Below are 14,285 nucleotides of genomic sequence, written 5' to 3' on the forward strand. Positions count from 1 at the left end.
GCCCTTGTCCGGCGACGGTTACGGCGCGGATGGTCGACGCCGCGGGTTCGCGAGGAAGAAGCGCAGCATCTCCCGCGAGGCGTCCGGCCCGCGCGGGTCGGTGTAGGAACCGGATGGACTGCCTCCGGCCCAGGCGTGCCCTGCGCCTCGTATCGTCCACTGCTCGCAGAGCACACGACCGGAGGCATCGGTGTGGAGGTGGCGGCTGTAGCCATGCCCGCCCGGTACTTGACCGTGTTCCACCGCAACCCGCGCTCCCGCCGTTCCCATCTTGGATTGCGCGGCGACGTCGTCGCCGTTGCGCGGGTGAACCGTGGTATCCCGGTCGCCGTGAAAGACGATTGTCGGTACGGCGGGCACGGCGGGGCCGGGTTGCGGTTCCACCGCTCCCCCGCCCTGGCGCATGGCGACGAAGGCGGAGGGAATGTCGGAGGCTGCGCCCCGGGGGAGGCCGGAATGCACCCCGACGGCGGCGTAGAGATCGGGATAGGCGGCCCCCATGATGGCCGCCGCCGCCCCGCCGGCCGAGAGGCCCGCGACGAAGACGCGGTCCGGGTCGACGGCGTGCTCGCGCATGACCTGCCGGGTGATCCCCGCGATCAGCGAGGGCTCTCCGTCGCCGCGCCGCTGGTCGAGCGGGTTGAACCAGTTCCAACACTTCTGAGCGTTGGCCGAGGACGGCTGTGCCGGGTAGACGACCAGACAGCCGTGCTCTTCCGCCAGCATGTTCATGCGGGTGCCGGCGGCGAAATCGTCCGGCGACTGGGTGCAGCCGTGGAGCATCACCACCAGGGGAAGTGGCTGGCCGTCACGGCGGTTCGCGGGAACATAGAGCTTGTAGGAGCGCGTGCCGGCCTTGTTCCCGAAGGAGCCCGACGTGAACGCAGCGCCGTCCGGCAGCGGGTCGGCGGCGGGACGGATGGTGCCGTTCGCCCCGAAACCGGCGCCAGCCGGCATGACCCCGGCGGCAAGGCCGCGCAGGGTCTCGCCCAGGCCCGCCCGCGGTCCGGGATGGAAGCGGCCGGCAAACGCGCCGGCGGGTCTGAACGCGGTGGCACGGTGCGGCGGCGCCGGGTCCTGCGTGTCCGGTGCGGCGTTCACCGTGACCGGCTCGACATCGATGATGGTTGGGTCGGCGCCGGGCGGCACCGGCGCGGCACCCCGCAACAGGCGTTGGAGGTGAGCGGTCGCCCCGGCGAGGTCGCCGGCCTGGGTGAGGCGCAGCGCCTCGGCCATTCCGGTGGGGACTCGGTTGTTCATGTCGGGAGCTTTCTGGGCTCGGACAGGGCACGTTAAAAAGCCCGGTCCGTCGTCTTTCAGGAATTCGGCCAGGAATTCGGCCAGGAATGTGGCCCGTGCCCTCAGCGCATGCGGTCCGCGAGAGCCGCCTTGACGGCGCTGCTGGCGTGCAGCGCCCCCAGCACGGCGACCGAGGCGATGGTGGCGCGGGCAAGTTCGGGGGTGACGTCCCGGGCGATGGTGGCCAGACCGAGGACACGGATGTGGAGCATCTGTCCGGCCTCCCGCGCCGCTTCGAGGTCGTCGCGGGAGTAGTGGCGCAGGCCGAGGTCGACGCTCTTGCGCGTCACGGCCTGCCGCAAGGCGTCTCCATGGCGGTCGATCTGGTTGCGGATGGCGGTGCGGATGAGGTCCGTGCGATTCGCGTAGAAACCTTCCTGCACCAGGAGATCAATGTGACCGAGGTCGATGTAGCCAAGGTTGATCGTGATCTTTTCGCTGTCGCCGGACTTCGGCTTCGGATCGAGTGCGTTCGAGGACATCCCGGTGCCATCCTTGTACCATCCACTGGGATGGTAAATGGGTGCGCTGGCGAATCGATCAAGGGGGCACGGCGTCGTTGGGGGATGGCGTCCCGCGGAGGCACGTCTTGAGGCACGACCGCTCAGGGGCCGGATGGCCGGATGGACAGATGGCCGGTCTGCCCGGCGGCATCCCTGTGGATGCAGGAGAGATGGCGCGCCGCTTGGCGACGGTTTGCAGAACGAGCCGAGAGGGGCGGTGACGGGAAGCGCTTGTCCACCGGCAGCCATCCGCACCCAGGCTCGACCGCGTCCGTCCGCGGCCTTCACCTTGCGCCATTGGCGCCTTCACGTTTGAAATTCCCTCTCCCCAAAGGAGAGAGGGTTGAGACGGCGGACGGCGAAGGCCTCGTCAGTACACTTCCGGCACCCAGTTCTGCTTGGACTTCTTCGGCCGCTTGTAGCCGTCGTCGCTCTGCCGCGGCGGCAGGTCCAGCTCGACCGGAGCGATGTCCTGGTAGGGGATTTGCTGCAGCAGGTGGCTGATGCAGTTCAGCCGCGCCTTTTTCTTGTCGTCCGCGTCGACGATGTACCAGGGCGTCAGCTTCTTGTCGGTGTGCTCCAGCATGGCGTCCTTGGCCTTGGAGTACTCGACCCAGTGCTTGCGCGATTCGAGGTCCATCGGGCTGAGCTTCCAGCGCTTGATCGGGTTGCGCATCCGCTCGGTGAAGCGCTTCTCCTGCTCATCGTCGCTGACCGAGAACCAGTATTTGATCAGGATGATGCCGGATTTGACGAGCATCTCCTCGAACAGCGGGCAGGCGCGCAGGAACTCCTGATACTCCGCGTCGGTGCAGAAGCCCATGACATGCTCGACGCCGGCCCGGTTGTACCAGCTCCGGTCGAACAGGACGATCTCGCCCTTGGCGGGAAGCTGCGCCACGTAGCGCTGGAAGTACCATTGCCCGCGCTCCTTCTCGGTCGGCGTGCCGAGCGCCACGATCCGGCAGACGCGGGGGTTGAGGCTTTCGGTGATGCGCTTGATGACGCCGCCCTTGCCGGCCGCGTCGCGCCCCTCGAACAGCACGCAGACCTTCAGGCCGTTGACCCGCACCCACTCCTGCAGCTTGATCAGCTCGAACTGCAGCCGGGCCAGCTCGTCGATGTATTTCACCTTCTTGCCGCCCTTCGCCGGCTTGCCGCCGCCCTTTCCGCCGCCGAGATCGCGCCAGTGGGATTCGATGGCCGCGACCTCCTTGGCGTCGCGCAGCACCTCGCCGCCAGTGGCCGGCACGCCGAGCCCGAGGTCCTTCAGCTTCAGCGCCTTGCGCTTCTTCCGCGGCTTCTCCTCCACCCCGGCCCCGGTCCCCGTCTTGACCTCGTCCATCGAACGCACCCTGCTTATTGTTTTACCCGCCAACCAACGCTAGGAGATGCCGGCGCGTCAGGCAACCGCCCGCGCGCTCACCGCGACGAAGTGACCAGGGGCGAGGGGGCCGCGTTCAGTCCTTTTCCTTCGTGTCGAAGGTCAGATGGACGCCCAGGACTTCCGCGGCGATCCGGGCGACGGTCAGGTCGATGGGCGGCGGCGCGACGTTGACGCCGCGGCTCAGCGCCTCGGTCACGATCTCCATCACCTTCAGGCGGGCGTGCCATTTGGAGTTGGCCGGAACCGCCTGCCAGGGCGCCGTCTCGGTCGAGGTCTTGTCGAACATCGCCTCGATGGCCTTGCTGTAGTCGTCCCAGCGGGCGCGGTTGCGCAGATCCTCCTCGGTCAGCTTCCAGCGCTTGTAGGGGTTGCTCAGCCGCTCGCGGAAGCGGTTGAGCTGCTCGTCCGGCGTGATGTGCATGAAGATCTTGATGATGCGGGCCCCATCGTCGGTCAGCATCTTTTCGAACTGGTTGATCTCGTCATAGGCGCGCTTCCACTGCTCCTTGTCGGCGAAGCCCTCCACCCGCTCCACCAGCACGCGGCCGTACCAGGAGCGGTCGAAGATGGCGAAGGTGCCGGGGGCGGGCAGCTTGGTCCAGAAGCGGTAGAGATAGTGCTTTCCCTGCTCCTCCGCCGTCGGGGTGCCGATCGGCCAGACGTGGAAGCCGCGGGGGTCGAGCGGTTCGGTCAGGCGGCGGATGCAGCCGCCCTTGCCGGCGGCGTCCCAGCCCTCGAACACCAGGATGGCGCGGCGCTTCTCGTGCCAATAGGTCTGCTGGATGTGCAGCAGGTCCTTCTGGAGCTTGGCGAGGCGGCGTTCGTAGTCGTCCTTGCTGCCGATTCCCTCCGCCGTCATATCGAGCTTGTCGAGACGGATCTTGCCGTTTCCGTTGCCCATGCACGCACCTTTCGAAATGTCTGGCCCAAGTGTTTTGGCCCAAGTGTCAGGTTTCGGAACCTTCGCGCTTCGCAGGGGTTGAGCGCGTGCGCCCCGCAGGGCGCGCGTTGCAACCTCGCGATGGTCCTTCCGGTGATGGTCCTTCGGCCGGTGACGGTCTTCTGGACGATCCATGGGAGGCGCCACGCTTGTCAACCAGCGGCGACCGGCTGGCGTGCCGCTGCCGACCAGGAGGAATTCCCCGATGGCCACCGCCGGACCGCGCATCTACAACCTGTTTCCCACGCTCGTCGGCCCGATGCGCGACTGGGCCGGGCATCTGCCCCGCATCCAGGGGATGGGCTTCGACTGGCTGTTCCTGAATCCGATCCATTATCCGGGCTTCTCCGGCAGCCTCTACGCCGTGAAGGATTATTACCGGCTGCATGACCGCATCCAGGGCGGCGCGCCGGAGCATCCGGACGAGCTGCTGCGCGGCTTCATCGCCGAGGCGGGGCGGCACGGCCAGTCGGTCATGCTCGACCTCGTCATCAACCACACCGCCAAGGACGCGATCCTGGTGGGGGAGCATCCGGACTGGTACCGGCGCGACGCCAACGGCGACCTCTACAGCCCGCGCGCCGTCGACCCGGTGGACCCGTCGCGGGTGACCATCTGGGGCGATCTCGCCATGCTCGACTACGAGCGGGCGGAGGTCCGGGCGGGGCTGACCGACTATTGGACGCGCTACCTGCGCCATTACATCGGGCTGGGCGTGAAGGGCTTCCGCTGCGACGCCGCCTACCAGATCCCGGCGGAGGTGTGGAAGACGCTGATCGACCGCTCCCGCGAGGCCGATCCCGAGGTGACGTTCTTCGCCGAGACGCTGGGCTGTACGGTGGAGCAGGTGCGCGACCTTTGTGGGGCGGGCTTCGACTTCCTGTTCAACAGCGCCAAATGGTGGGACTTCAAGTCCGACTGGCTGCTCGACCAGTATGACGAGTTCCGCTGGATCGCCCCCTCCATCGCCTTCCCGGAAAGCCACGACACCGACCGGCTGGCGGCCGAGGTCGGCAGCCAGGACAGCGAGCGGCTGGCCGCCCAGCTGAAGATGCACTATCTGTTCGCCGCTTCCTTCTCGACCGGCGTGATGATGCCGGTTGGGTTCGAATACGGCTTCACCCGCAAGCTCGACGTGGTGAGCACGACGCCGGACGACTGGGAGCCGCCGAAGCTCGACCTGACCGGCTTCATCGGCGCGGTCAACGCCATGAAGGCGGACAGCCCGGCGCTGAACGTCGAGGGCCCGCAGCGCCGCGTGACCGCGCCGCACAACCCGGTGATCGGGCTGATCCGCGAGACCAGCGGCTGGGCCAACGGGAGCGGGGAGGGCTGCTCCGTCCTGCTCATCAACCCCGACGAGACCCAGCCGCACGCCATCGACCCCGGCCCGCTGCTGGCCAGCTCCGGCGGCGGCTTCGCCGACTTCGAGGACGTGACGCCGGAGGCGGCGCCGCTGCCCTTCGAACCGGGCCACGACCTGCGCCTGCGCCCGCTGGAGATGCGCGTCTTCCGCGCCCGGCCGGCGCAGAGCCGCCCCATCGAGCTGAACCATCTCGGCGAGCGCGGGGCGGAGCACGACTCCGCCACCCGCGCCTGGATGGACGAGCTGGCCTCCCGCCGCGTCACCATCGAGAACGTCTATCCGGAGCTGGACGGCGGGCGCTTTCCGGTCAAGCGGGTGGTCGGCGACGTGATGGAGGTGTGGGCCGACATCTACACCGACGGCACCTTCGTCCTTGGCGCCGCCGTCACCTACCGCCCGGTCGACGAGGAGGACTGGCGCGAGGTGCCCATGACCTTCTTCGACAACGACCGCTGGGTGGGCAAGCTGCCGCTGACCCGCAACACGCGCTACCAGTACAGCATCCTGGCGTGGCGCGACGTGTGGGAGAGCTGGCGCGCCGACTTCAAGAAGAAGAACGACGCCGGCCTCGACGTCGGGCTGGAGCTGATCGAGGGCCGCCGCTTCGTCGAGCACGCCGTGGGCCTGAACGAGGGCGAGGGCCGCGCCGCGCTGGAGCGGGTGGTGGAGCGGATGAACAGCCTTCAGGGGGCGGAGCTGACCGCCTACGCCCTGTCGGACGAGCCGCGGCAGGCCATGGCGAAATATGGCGAGCGGCAGTATCTGTCCCGCTACGGCTGCGACCTGGAGGTCTATGTGGACCGCACCGCGGCCCGCTACTCCGCGTGGTTCGAGATCTTCCCGCGCTCGGCCTCGCCGGACCCGTCGCGGCCCGGCACCTTCGACGACGTGTCCAACATGCTGCCCTTCATCCGGGGCATGGGCTTCGACGTGCTGTATTTCCCGCCGATCCACCCGATCGGGCGGAGCTTCCGCAAGGGACGCAACAACACGCTGAACCCCGGCCCGAACGATCCCGGCGTGCCCTACGCCATCGGTGCCTCGGAGGGCGGGCACGCCGACATCGACCCGATGATCGGCGACTTCGAGGGCTTCCGCCGGCTGGTCAAGGAGGCGCGGCGGCATGGGATCGAGATCGCGCTGGACTTCGCCGTCCAGTGCTCCCCCGACCATCCCTGGATCAAGTCGCACCCGCAGTGGTTCTACTGGCGGCCCGACGGCACGATCCGCTACGCCGAGAACCCGCCGAAGAAGTACCAGGACATCGTCAACGTCAGCTTCTACCGCGAATCCTACCCGGACCTGTGGTACGCGCTGCGCGACGTGGTGCTGTTCTGGTGCGACGAGGGGGTGCGCATCTTCCGCGTCGACAACCCGCACACCAAGCCCTTCCCCTTCTGGGAATGGATGATCCGCGAGGTGCAGGACCGCTTCCCCGACGCGATCTTCCTGGCCGAGGCCTTCACCCGGCCCAAGCTGATGCGGCGGCTGGCGAAGATCGGCTTCACTCAGTCCTACAGCTACTTCACGTGGCGCAACACCAAGGCGGAGCTGACCGAGTATCTGACGGAGCTGACCCAGGGCGAGTCCAAGGACTACATGCAGCCCAACTTCTTCGCCAACACGCCGGACATCCTGCCGCCAATGCTGGTTCATGGCGGGCGGCCCGCCCACATGATGCGCGCCGTGCTGGCCGGGACCTTGTCGGGAGTGTATGGCCTCTACACCCCGTATTTCGTCTGCGAGGCCGATCCTTATCCTGGCAAGGAGGAGTACAACCACTCCGAAAAATACGAGATCCGGCACTGGGACTGGAACAAGCCCGGCAACATCGTCGACTACGTGACGCGGCTGAACAAGATCCGCGCGGAGAACCCGGCGCTTCACAAATTCACGAACCTGAAGTTCTACAACGCCTACGACGACAACATCCTGCTCTACGGCAAGATGACGGAGAGCAAGGACAACGTCATCCTGATCGCGGTGAACCTCGACCCGCACAACGGCCACGGCGGCACCATCGAGGTTCCGTTGTGGGAGCTGGGGCTGGACGACGGCGCCCATGTCCAGGTGGAGGATCTGTTCACCGGCCAGCGCTTCACCTGGATCGGCAAGTTCCAGCATGTCTGGCTCGACCCGCAGCAGAACCCGGCGGCGATCTGGCGCATCCGCCCGCCGGGGCGGTGAGGGAAGGGGAGCGTAGGGCCCCCACCCAAACCCTCCCCCCGTAGAGCCCCCCTCCCAACCTCCCCCCGCTGCGCAGGGGGAGGAGTTAAGCCCTCCCCTGCGAAGCGGGGGAGGGTTGGGTGGGGGCTCGCCGCAACCACTCCACACCCCCGCCAGCTCACCGAAACTCTGGCATTCCCGCCCAACCCAAGCTAGAACCCGGCCGGTCCGTGACGGTTCTTCCTGGCGGGGACGGGTGCAGTACCGACTCGACGACGAGGCGTCCCTGTGTTCGATCGACATCCTGGCTCAGGCGGTCGAGCGCATTTGCGTCAAAGGCGTGCTGGAACTGCGCATGCTGCGCAACGCGCTCCGCGAGGCCGCCACCAGCCCCACCCCCGACGCGGTCAAATTCGCCTTCGCCATGTTCTCGCGGGTGGACGGTGACTATCGCCGCCTGATCGCGCACGAGGCGCTGACCCTCGCGACCGAGCAACGGGGGCGCTACGCCGCCCCCCGGCCGCGGGCGGTGCGCCGCCCGCGGATGCTGTGACAGGCCACCGTCCTCAGGCTCCCGTCCTCAGGCTCCCGCCGCCGCGAAATCCATGGTGGGCACCGCCAGCGTCTCCACCGCCGGGCGGGCGAACAGATAGCCCTGCATCAGCGTGATCCCCAGATCGCGCAGAGCCTTCGCCTCGCCGGGTGTTTCGATGCCCTCGGCCACCGGAGTGATGCCGAGATCGCGGCACACGGTGAGGATCGCGCTGACGATGCTGCGGCGGGCGCGGTCGGTGTCGATGGAGCGGGTCAGCTCCATGTCCAGCTTGATGATGTCCGGCTGGAACTCGGCGAGCAGGTTCAGGCCGGAATAGCCCGACCCGAAATCGTCGATGGCGGTGTGGAAGCCCTGGCGCTTGTACTCGGTGAAGATGGACTTCAGATGCGCGCCATCCACCACCCGCTCGTTCTCCGTCACCTCGAAGATGATGCGCTCCGGCGGGAAGCCGGTGCGCTTGGCGGCGGCCAGCGTGGCGCGGATGCAGGCTTCGGGCTGGTAGACGGCGTTGGGGAGGAAGTTGATCGACAGCCGGGTGTCGGGCTGCTGGCCCATGCCCAGGCTGGCGGCAAGCTCGATGGCCTTGACCCGGCAGGCTTGGTCGAAGGCGTAGCGGTTGGCCTCGGTTACTTGGCTCAGCACCCAACCGGCACCCTGGCCGTCGAGGCCGCGCACCAGCGCCTCGTGCGCCCAGGGCCGCCCGCCGCCGACATCGACGATCGGCTGGAAGGCCATGGTGAAGTCGAACCCCAAACCCTCGGTGCACTGCCCGCCGCACCCGCCGCCCCTGATCCGTTCCGCCGTCATGCCCGTTTCTTTCGTGGGGTGATTTTATGTTAACTCATTATAGCACGTATATTGTCTCAAATTTATTCAACGCAAGGTGTGACATCGGGTCTGGAAACAAGGCCTATGACGTCACTACTCCATTCTTCCTCATTCCGCGGCGGCTTTACTATGCGTCTGGATCGCGGTCCATACGGACAGCGGGGTCGCCGGCATGTCGATGTGGTCGATTCCATACTCCGACAGCGCGTCCACCAGAGCGTTGATGACCGCGGGCGGCGCGCCGATGGCCCCGGCCTCGCCGGCGCCCTTCATGCCCAGCGCGTTGGTGGTGCTGGGCACGCAGTTCAGCTTGATGCGGATGTCCGGCACGTCCACCGCGCGCGGCATCTGGTAGTCCATGAAGGAGCCGCTGAGGAGCTGGCCGCTGTCCGGGTCGAAGACCACCCGCTCCTGGAGCGCCTGCCCGATGCCCTGGGCGACGCCGCCATGGACCTGACCCATGACCAGAAGCGGGTTCACCACCGTGCCGAAATCGTCGACCACCGTGTAACCGACGACCTCGACCACCCCGGTGTCGGGATCGACCTCGACCTCCGCCACATGGCAGCCGTTGGGGAAGGTGTTGGCCGGCGGGGTCCAGCGGGCAACCTCGGTGAAGGCGATGGGGCCTTGCGCGGCGGCTTTGGCGGCCACCTCCTTGAAGGAGACGCTGCGGTCGGTGCCGACGACACTGAAGCGGCCCTCGACGAACTCGACGTCCACCGCGGCGGTCTCCAGCAGGTCGGCGGCGACCTCGGTCGCCTTGGTCACCACGCGCGCGGCACCCTCGGCCAGCGCCGCCCCGCCCACCGGGACGGAGCGGGAGCCGCCGGTGCCGGCGCCCCAGGTCACGCGGTCGGTGTCGCCCTGGATCACCTCGACATCCTCCGGCGGGACGCCCAGCCGGTCGGCGATGATTTGCTTGTAGGCGGTCTCGTGACCCTGGCCGTTGGTCTGGGTGCCGATCATCAGGACGATGCGCCCGTCGCCGTTGACCTGCACCGTCGCCTGTTCCGCGCCGCCGCCCGCGCAGGCCTCGATGTAGGTGGCGATCCCCGCCCCGCGCAGCTTCCCGCGCGCCTTCGCCGCCGCCTTGCGGGCGGGCAGGCCGGCGTGGTCGGACAGCTCCAACCCGTCGCTCAAATTCTGCTCGAACTCCCCGGTGTCGTAGGTCTGGCCCATCGGCGTGGCGTAGGGCATGGCGGCGGGCGGGATGAAGTTGCGCCGCCGGATCTCCGCCGGGCCGAGGCCGGTGACGCGCCCGGCATGGTCGATGAGGCGCTCCAGAAGATAGGCCGCCTCCGGCCGGCCGGCGCCGCGGTAGGCGTCCACCGGCTGGGTGTTGGTGAAGACGCCCTTGACCCGCACATAGACCGCCGGCGTGGTGTAGGAGCCGACGAGCATCGCCGACCCGGCGTCGGTCGGGATGAAGGGGCCGTAGTTCGACAGGTAGGCCCCCAGGTTGGCGACGGTGTCCACCCGCAGCCCGAGGAAGCGCCCGTCGCCGTCCAGCGCCAGCCGGGCGCGGCTGACATGGTCGCGCCCGTGATCGTCGCTGAGGAAGCCCTCGGTCCGCTCCGCCGCCCATTTCACGGGCCGGTTCAGGCGGCGCGCCGCGAACAGGCAGACCATGTATTCCGGGTAGTTGAACAGCTTCATGCCGAAGCCGCCGCCGACGTCGGTGGTGACGACGCGGAACTTGGATTCCGGCAGGCCGAAGAGCTGGGCGAACTGCTTGCGCAGCCCGTGCACGCCCTGGCTGGTGACGTAGATGACCAGCCGCCCGGTCTCCGCCTCCACCGCGGCGAGGCAGGCGCGGCCCTCCATCGGGTTGGCGACGACGCGGTTGTTGACGATCTCCAGCTCCACCACGCGGGCGGCCTTGGCAATCGCCGACTCCACCGCCTCCTCCTCGCCCTGCTCCCAGTCGAAGCAGAGGTTGCCCGGCGCCTCGTCCCACACCTGCGGGCGGCCCGCCTCCAGAGCCTCCGCCGTCCCGGTGATGGCGGGCCGGTCGTCGTAATCGACCATCACCAGTTCCGCCGCGTCGCGGGCGGCGTCCAGTGTTTCGGCCACCACCACGGCGACCGGATCGCCGACATGGCGCACCCGTCCCTTGGCCAGCGCCGGGCGGGGCGGGGCGACGTAGGGGGAGCCGTCGCGCTGGGTCAGCGCCGCGGCGCAGGGAATCGGCTGGACGCCCTCGGCCTCCAGGTCGGCGATGGTGAAGACGCCCAGCACCCCCGGCTGCGCCGCCGCCTCCGCCATGTCGATGCCGCGGATGTCGGCGTGGGCGTGGGGGGAGCGCACGAAGACCGCGAATGTCTGGCCGGGAAGCGACACGTCGTCGGTGTAGCGCCCGCCGCCGGTCAGCAGGCGCGCGTCTTCGGTGCGGGGAACCGGCTGGCCGATGCCGAACTTCATCATGGGGCGGGGTCTTTCCTGTTGCGCGGGCCTGTCGCGTGGAGAAACACCCGGAGAAGATAGGCGGAGCCTTGGCCGGCGAAAACCCTCGGTTGGGCATAAGCCGGCGGTGGCGTGGGGGCGCCAGGCCACCTATTCTTAGGCCATGTGCGGACGCATGATACTCGCCACGCCGGCCGCGGAGGTTCAGCGCCTGTTCGGCTTCCCCGAACTGCCGAACCTCCAGCCCCGCTGGAACGTGGCCCCCACCCAGCCGGTGCCCGCCGTGCGGCGGGAGGAGGATGGGCGCCATCTGGTGACCCTGCGCTGGGGACTCGTGCCCTTCTGGGCCGACGATCCGTCCATCGGGGCGCGGCTGATCAATGCGCGCGGAGAAACGCTGGCCGAGAAGCCGTCCTTCCGGGAGGCCTTCCGCAAGCGGCGCTGCCTCGTCCCCGTGGACGGATTCTACGAGTGGAAGGCCGAGGGCAGGCGCAAGCAGGGCTACGCCATCCGCCGCCGCGACCGCGCGCCCTTCGCCTTCGCCGGCCTGTGGGAGCGCTGGAACGGCCCGAAGGGCGGCCCGGCCCTCGCGGAGCCCCTGGAGACGCTGACCATCGTCACCACCACGGCCAACGCGGTGCTGAAGCCGCTGCACGAGCGCATGCCGGTGATCCTCGACGAGACGGACTGGGACCTGTGGCTGGACCCCGCCGCCCCGCTGCCGGTGCTGGAAGACCTGCTGAAGCCGGCGCCCGACGCGCTCCTGGAGGCCCATCCGGTGGGGCCGCGCGTCAACAACGTGCGCAACGACGACGAGGCGTGCGCGGCTCCCCTCGACGATGCACCGCCCGATGACGCGCCGACCTTGTTCTGAGTGGCTCGCCCCTTTGGTGGCAATTTCCTTGTTGTGCTCAACCGGAACGGCGTATGCCCAGGGAGGGACGACCAAAGGCAAGGTCGCCAACACCCCCAATGAAACGTTAAAAGGACAGGGCGTCGCCATGGAGGGCGATACGCTGTCCATCAAGGGCGCGCCGGTTCGCCTGATGGGGATCGACGCCCCCGACGTCGGGCAGAAATGCCGGAACCGTTACGGGCATGAGTTGGACTGCTTCCGCATCGCCACCGCGGTGCTGGCCAGCCTGATCAAGGACCAGGAGGTGACCTGCACCATCGCCGAACGCGACCGCAACGGCCAGCAATTGGGCGAATGCCGGGTGCTCGGCGTCGATCTGGGGGCGGCCATGGTGGCGCGCGGCTGGGCCTTCGCCTACCGCAGCCTGTCGCCGGCCTACGCCTCCAGCGAGGCCTTCGCGCAGAGCCGCCGTCTGGGCCTGTGGGCGGGGCAGGTGGAGAAGCCCTGGCAATGGCGATCGCGCCAGCAGCGTGAGCAGGCGCGGTAGGCCCAGCGATGCGGTTCGGCCATGCGGCCTCTGCCAACGGGGGAAGGGGGACTCGGCCTTTTTTTCGGTTCGCCCTCCTTGGGGGGCGTGATAGTGTTTCAGAGTGTTAACAAGTTATGAATCAAGCCGACCGGCCAGCGCCCCTCGGTGCCGAAGGCCGGACGGACCCACCCACCGGCGCGGAAGAACGGGTCATGCGAGTCTACGCACGCCAGCTTTACGATCATCTCCCCTATCTGCGCCGCTACGCGCGCGCGCTGACCGGAGCGACCGAACGCGGTGACGATCTCGTGACGCGCTGCGTCGAGGTCGCCGTGATGGCTCCCTCCCGCTTCGGGCTGGAAGGGGGGATGCGGGTTCCGCTCTACGCCCTGCTGAATCTGCTGTTCGACGAGGATGGGGATGGGCGGCCGACTCCGTCGCCGCACCCCATCGAACGGGCGCTGGCGTCTCTCCCGGAAGGCGAGCGGCGGATGTATCTGCTGATCACGCTGGAGGGGCTGACGGTTCCCGAAGCGGCCCAGGTGCTTCAGATCCCCGCGCCGGAGGGCCAGGATCGGCTGACCATCGCCCGCGACAAGGTGCGCAACGCCCTGACCCAGCGGGTGCTGGTGGTCGAGGACAACCCGATCCTGGCGATGGAGATCGGCTCGCTGGTCACCGACATGGGGCACGTCGTCTGCGGCACCGCCAACAATGAGCAGGAGGCCCTGGAACTGCTGGAGGCCGAGAAGCCGACGCTGGCGCTGCTGGACGTCCGGCTGGCCGACGGCGGCAGCGGGGTCGAGGTTGCCCGCCGGCTGCGCCAGAAGCGCGCCATGCGGACCATTTTTGTCACGGCCTTCGACGGCGACCTGGAGGAGGCGGACGCCCGCCATCTCGGCCAGATCGTCCGCAAGCCCTTCACCAACGAGGCGATCCAGGCGGCGATCTCGCGCGCGGTCTTCATGCCGAGCCCGGTGGCCCTGGCGTGATAACTGCGGCCCGGTGATCTGCGGTCCGGGTGGAAAAGCGAAAGGGCGGCCCCGTCGGGCCGCCCTTTGCGTGTGCGGTGTAGTGTGCCGCTGTCTCAGACGGTGGTCCGGCGCCCGGCGATCATGCGGTAGATGGCCAGGATGATGATGGCGCCGACGATGGCGCCGATGAAGCCGGCCCCTTCGCCCGCCCGGTACCAGCCAACGGCCTCGCCCAGATAGGTGGCGACGAAGGCGCCCGCGATGCCGAGCAGCGTGGTGATGATGAAGCCGCCCGGATCACGGCCCGGCATCAGGAACTTGGCGACGATGCCGGCCAGGAAGCCGATGATGATCGTCCACAGAATACCCATAACCTCTCTCCCTCCAGTATCGATGTCCTCGATCCCACGCAGCCATAACGCCCGGAACGGCGTTTGGTTCTGCCCGAAGGAGGACCCTCTTGCGGATAAACCCA

12 protein-coding genes are annotated in these 14,285 nt (G+C 68.3%); 5 read left to right on the forward strand and 7 right to left on the reverse strand.

Annotated features, from left to right (window positions below; translation table 11 throughout):
* Positions 1–18: 18 nt before the first annotated feature.
* The 4 genes from D3869_RS12540 to D3869_RS12555 form a co-directional block, all read right to left on the reverse strand.
* A complete protein-coding gene (locus D3869_RS12540) occupies positions 19–1,260 on the reverse strand; it encodes an extracellular catalytic domain type 1 short-chain-length polyhydroxyalkanoate depolymerase (RefSeq protein ID WP_137140307.1) in 1,242 nt (413 codons plus the stop codon).
* Between the two features lie 101 nt (positions 1,261–1,361).
* Entirely contained in the window at positions 1,362–1,781 is a 420-nt protein-coding gene (locus D3869_RS12545; protein WP_137140308.1) for a CopG family transcriptional regulator, read from the reverse strand.
* A gap of 391 nt (positions 1,782–2,172) precedes the next feature.
* Positions 2,173–3,147, reverse strand: a complete 975-nt coding sequence (gene ppk2 / locus D3869_RS12550) for a polyphosphate kinase 2 (protein WP_211114942.1) — start codon at positions 3,145–3,147, stop codon at positions 2,173–2,175.
* Between the two features lie 115 nt (positions 3,148–3,262).
* The gene (locus D3869_RS12555; RefSeq protein WP_137140309.1) at positions 3,263–4,090 is read right to left on the reverse strand and encodes a polyphosphate kinase 2 family protein; all 828 of its coding nucleotides are present in this window, start codon (positions 4,088–4,090) and stop codon (positions 3,263–3,265) included.
* 244 nt (positions 4,091–4,334) lie between these two features.
* Here D3869_RS12555 and D3869_RS12560 point away from each other — a divergent pair, with 244 nt between their 5' ends.
* Positions 4,335–7,682 carry a maltotransferase domain-containing protein gene (locus tag D3869_RS12560; RefSeq protein ID WP_137140310.1) on the forward strand — a complete coding sequence of 1,116 codons (3,348 nt, stop codon included), beginning with the start codon at positions 4,335–4,337 and terminating at the stop codon, positions 7,680–7,682.
* 235 nt (positions 7,683–7,917) lie between these two features.
* Positions 7,918–8,214 (forward strand): hypothetical protein, encoded by a 297-nt coding sequence (locus D3869_RS12565; RefSeq protein WP_038528541.1) that lies wholly within the window; start codon positions 7,918–7,920, stop codon positions 8,212–8,214.
* Between the two features lie 27 nt (positions 8,215–8,241).
* Here the strand turns inward: D3869_RS12565 and D3869_RS12570 are convergent, their stop codons facing one another.
* Positions 8,242–9,024 (reverse strand): EAL domain-containing protein, encoded by a 783-nt coding sequence (locus D3869_RS12570; RefSeq protein WP_137140311.1) that lies wholly within the window; start codon positions 9,022–9,024, stop codon positions 8,242–8,244.
* Between the two features lie 129 nt (positions 9,025–9,153).
* Positions 9,154–11,472, reverse strand: coding sequence for a xanthine dehydrogenase family protein molybdopterin-binding subunit (locus D3869_RS12575; protein WP_137140312.1), 2,319 nt, complete (start codon positions 11,470–11,472; stop codon positions 9,154–9,156).
* A 154-nt stretch (positions 11,473–11,626) separates the two neighbouring features.
* Here D3869_RS12575 and D3869_RS12580 point away from each other — a divergent pair, with 154 nt between their 5' ends.
* The 3 genes from D3869_RS12580 to D3869_RS12590 all read left to right on the forward strand — a co-directional run bounded on the left by D3869_RS12580 (position 11,627) and on the right by D3869_RS12590 (position 13,828).
* A complete protein-coding gene (locus D3869_RS12580; protein ID WP_137140313.1) occupies positions 11,627–12,325 on the forward strand; it encodes an SOS response-associated peptidase in 699 nt (232 codons plus the stop codon).
* Between the two features lie 127 nt (positions 12,326–12,452).
* Positions 12,453–12,854, forward strand: coding sequence for a thermonuclease family protein (locus D3869_RS12585; RefSeq protein WP_038528531.1), 402 nt, complete (start codon positions 12,453–12,455; stop codon positions 12,852–12,854).
* 194 nt (positions 12,855–13,048) lie between these two features.
* The gene (locus tag D3869_RS12590; RefSeq protein ID WP_137114286.1) at positions 13,049–13,828 is read left to right on the forward strand and encodes a PhyR family response regulator anti-anti-sigma factor; all 780 of its coding nucleotides are present in this window, start codon (positions 13,049–13,051) and stop codon (positions 13,826–13,828) included.
* A gap of 95 nt (positions 13,829–13,923) precedes the next feature.
* On the opposite strand, the gene D3869_RS12595 is transcribed toward D3869_RS12590, so the two are convergent.
* Positions 13,924–14,181, reverse strand: a complete 258-nt coding sequence (locus D3869_RS12595) for a GlsB/YeaQ/YmgE family stress response membrane protein (protein ID WP_014240033.1) — start codon at positions 14,179–14,181, stop codon at positions 13,924–13,926.
* Positions 14,182–14,285: the final 104 nt, after the last annotated feature.

Origin of the sequence: Azospirillum brasilense, from assembly GCF_005222205.1 — a bacterium.
Taxonomy (GTDB): Bacteria; Pseudomonadota; Alphaproteobacteria; order Azospirillales; family Azospirillaceae; genus Azospirillum; species Azospirillum brasilense_G.

Bases quoted from the DNA above. Each gene is read 5' to 3' on its own strand.
- D3869_RS12540 (WP_137140307.1), bottom strand. From the start codon at position 1,260: ATGAACAACCGAGTCCCCACCGGAATGGCCGAGGCGCTGCGCCTCACC.
- D3869_RS12545 (WP_137140308.1), bottom strand. From the start codon at position 1,781: ATGTCCTCGAACGCACTCGATCCGAAGCCGAAGTCCGGCGACAGCGAA.
- ppk2 (WP_211114942.1), bottom strand. From the start codon at position 3,147: ATGGACGAGGTCAAGACGGGGACCGGGGCCGGGGTGGAGGAGAAGCCG.
- D3869_RS12555 (WP_137140309.1), bottom strand. From the start codon at position 4,090: ATGGGCAACGGAAACGGCAAGATCCGTCTCGACAAGCTCGATATGACG.
- D3869_RS12560 (WP_137140310.1), top strand. From the start codon at position 4,335: ATGGCCACCGCCGGACCGCGCATCTACAACCTGTTTCCCACGCTCGTC.
- D3869_RS12570 (WP_137140311.1), bottom strand. From the start codon at position 9,024: ATGACGGCGGAACGGATCAGGGGCGGCGGGTGCGGCGGGCAGTGCACC.
- D3869_RS12575 (WP_137140312.1), bottom strand. From the start codon at position 11,472: ATGATGAAGTTCGGCATCGGCCAGCCGGTTCCCCGCACCGAAGACGCG.
- D3869_RS12580 (WP_137140313.1), top strand. From the start codon at position 11,627: ATGATACTCGCCACGCCGGCCGCGGAGGTTCAGCGCCTGTTCGGCTTC.
- D3869_RS12585 (WP_038528531.1), top strand. From the start codon at position 12,453: ATGGAGGGCGATACGCTGTCCATCAAGGGCGCGCCGGTTCGCCTGATG.
- D3869_RS12590 (WP_137114286.1), top strand. From the start codon at position 13,049: ATGCGAGTCTACGCACGCCAGCTTTACGATCATCTCCCCTATCTGCGC.
- D3869_RS12595 (WP_014240033.1), bottom strand. From the start codon at position 14,181: ATGGGTATTCTGTGGACGATCATCATCGGCTTCCTGGCCGGCATCGTC.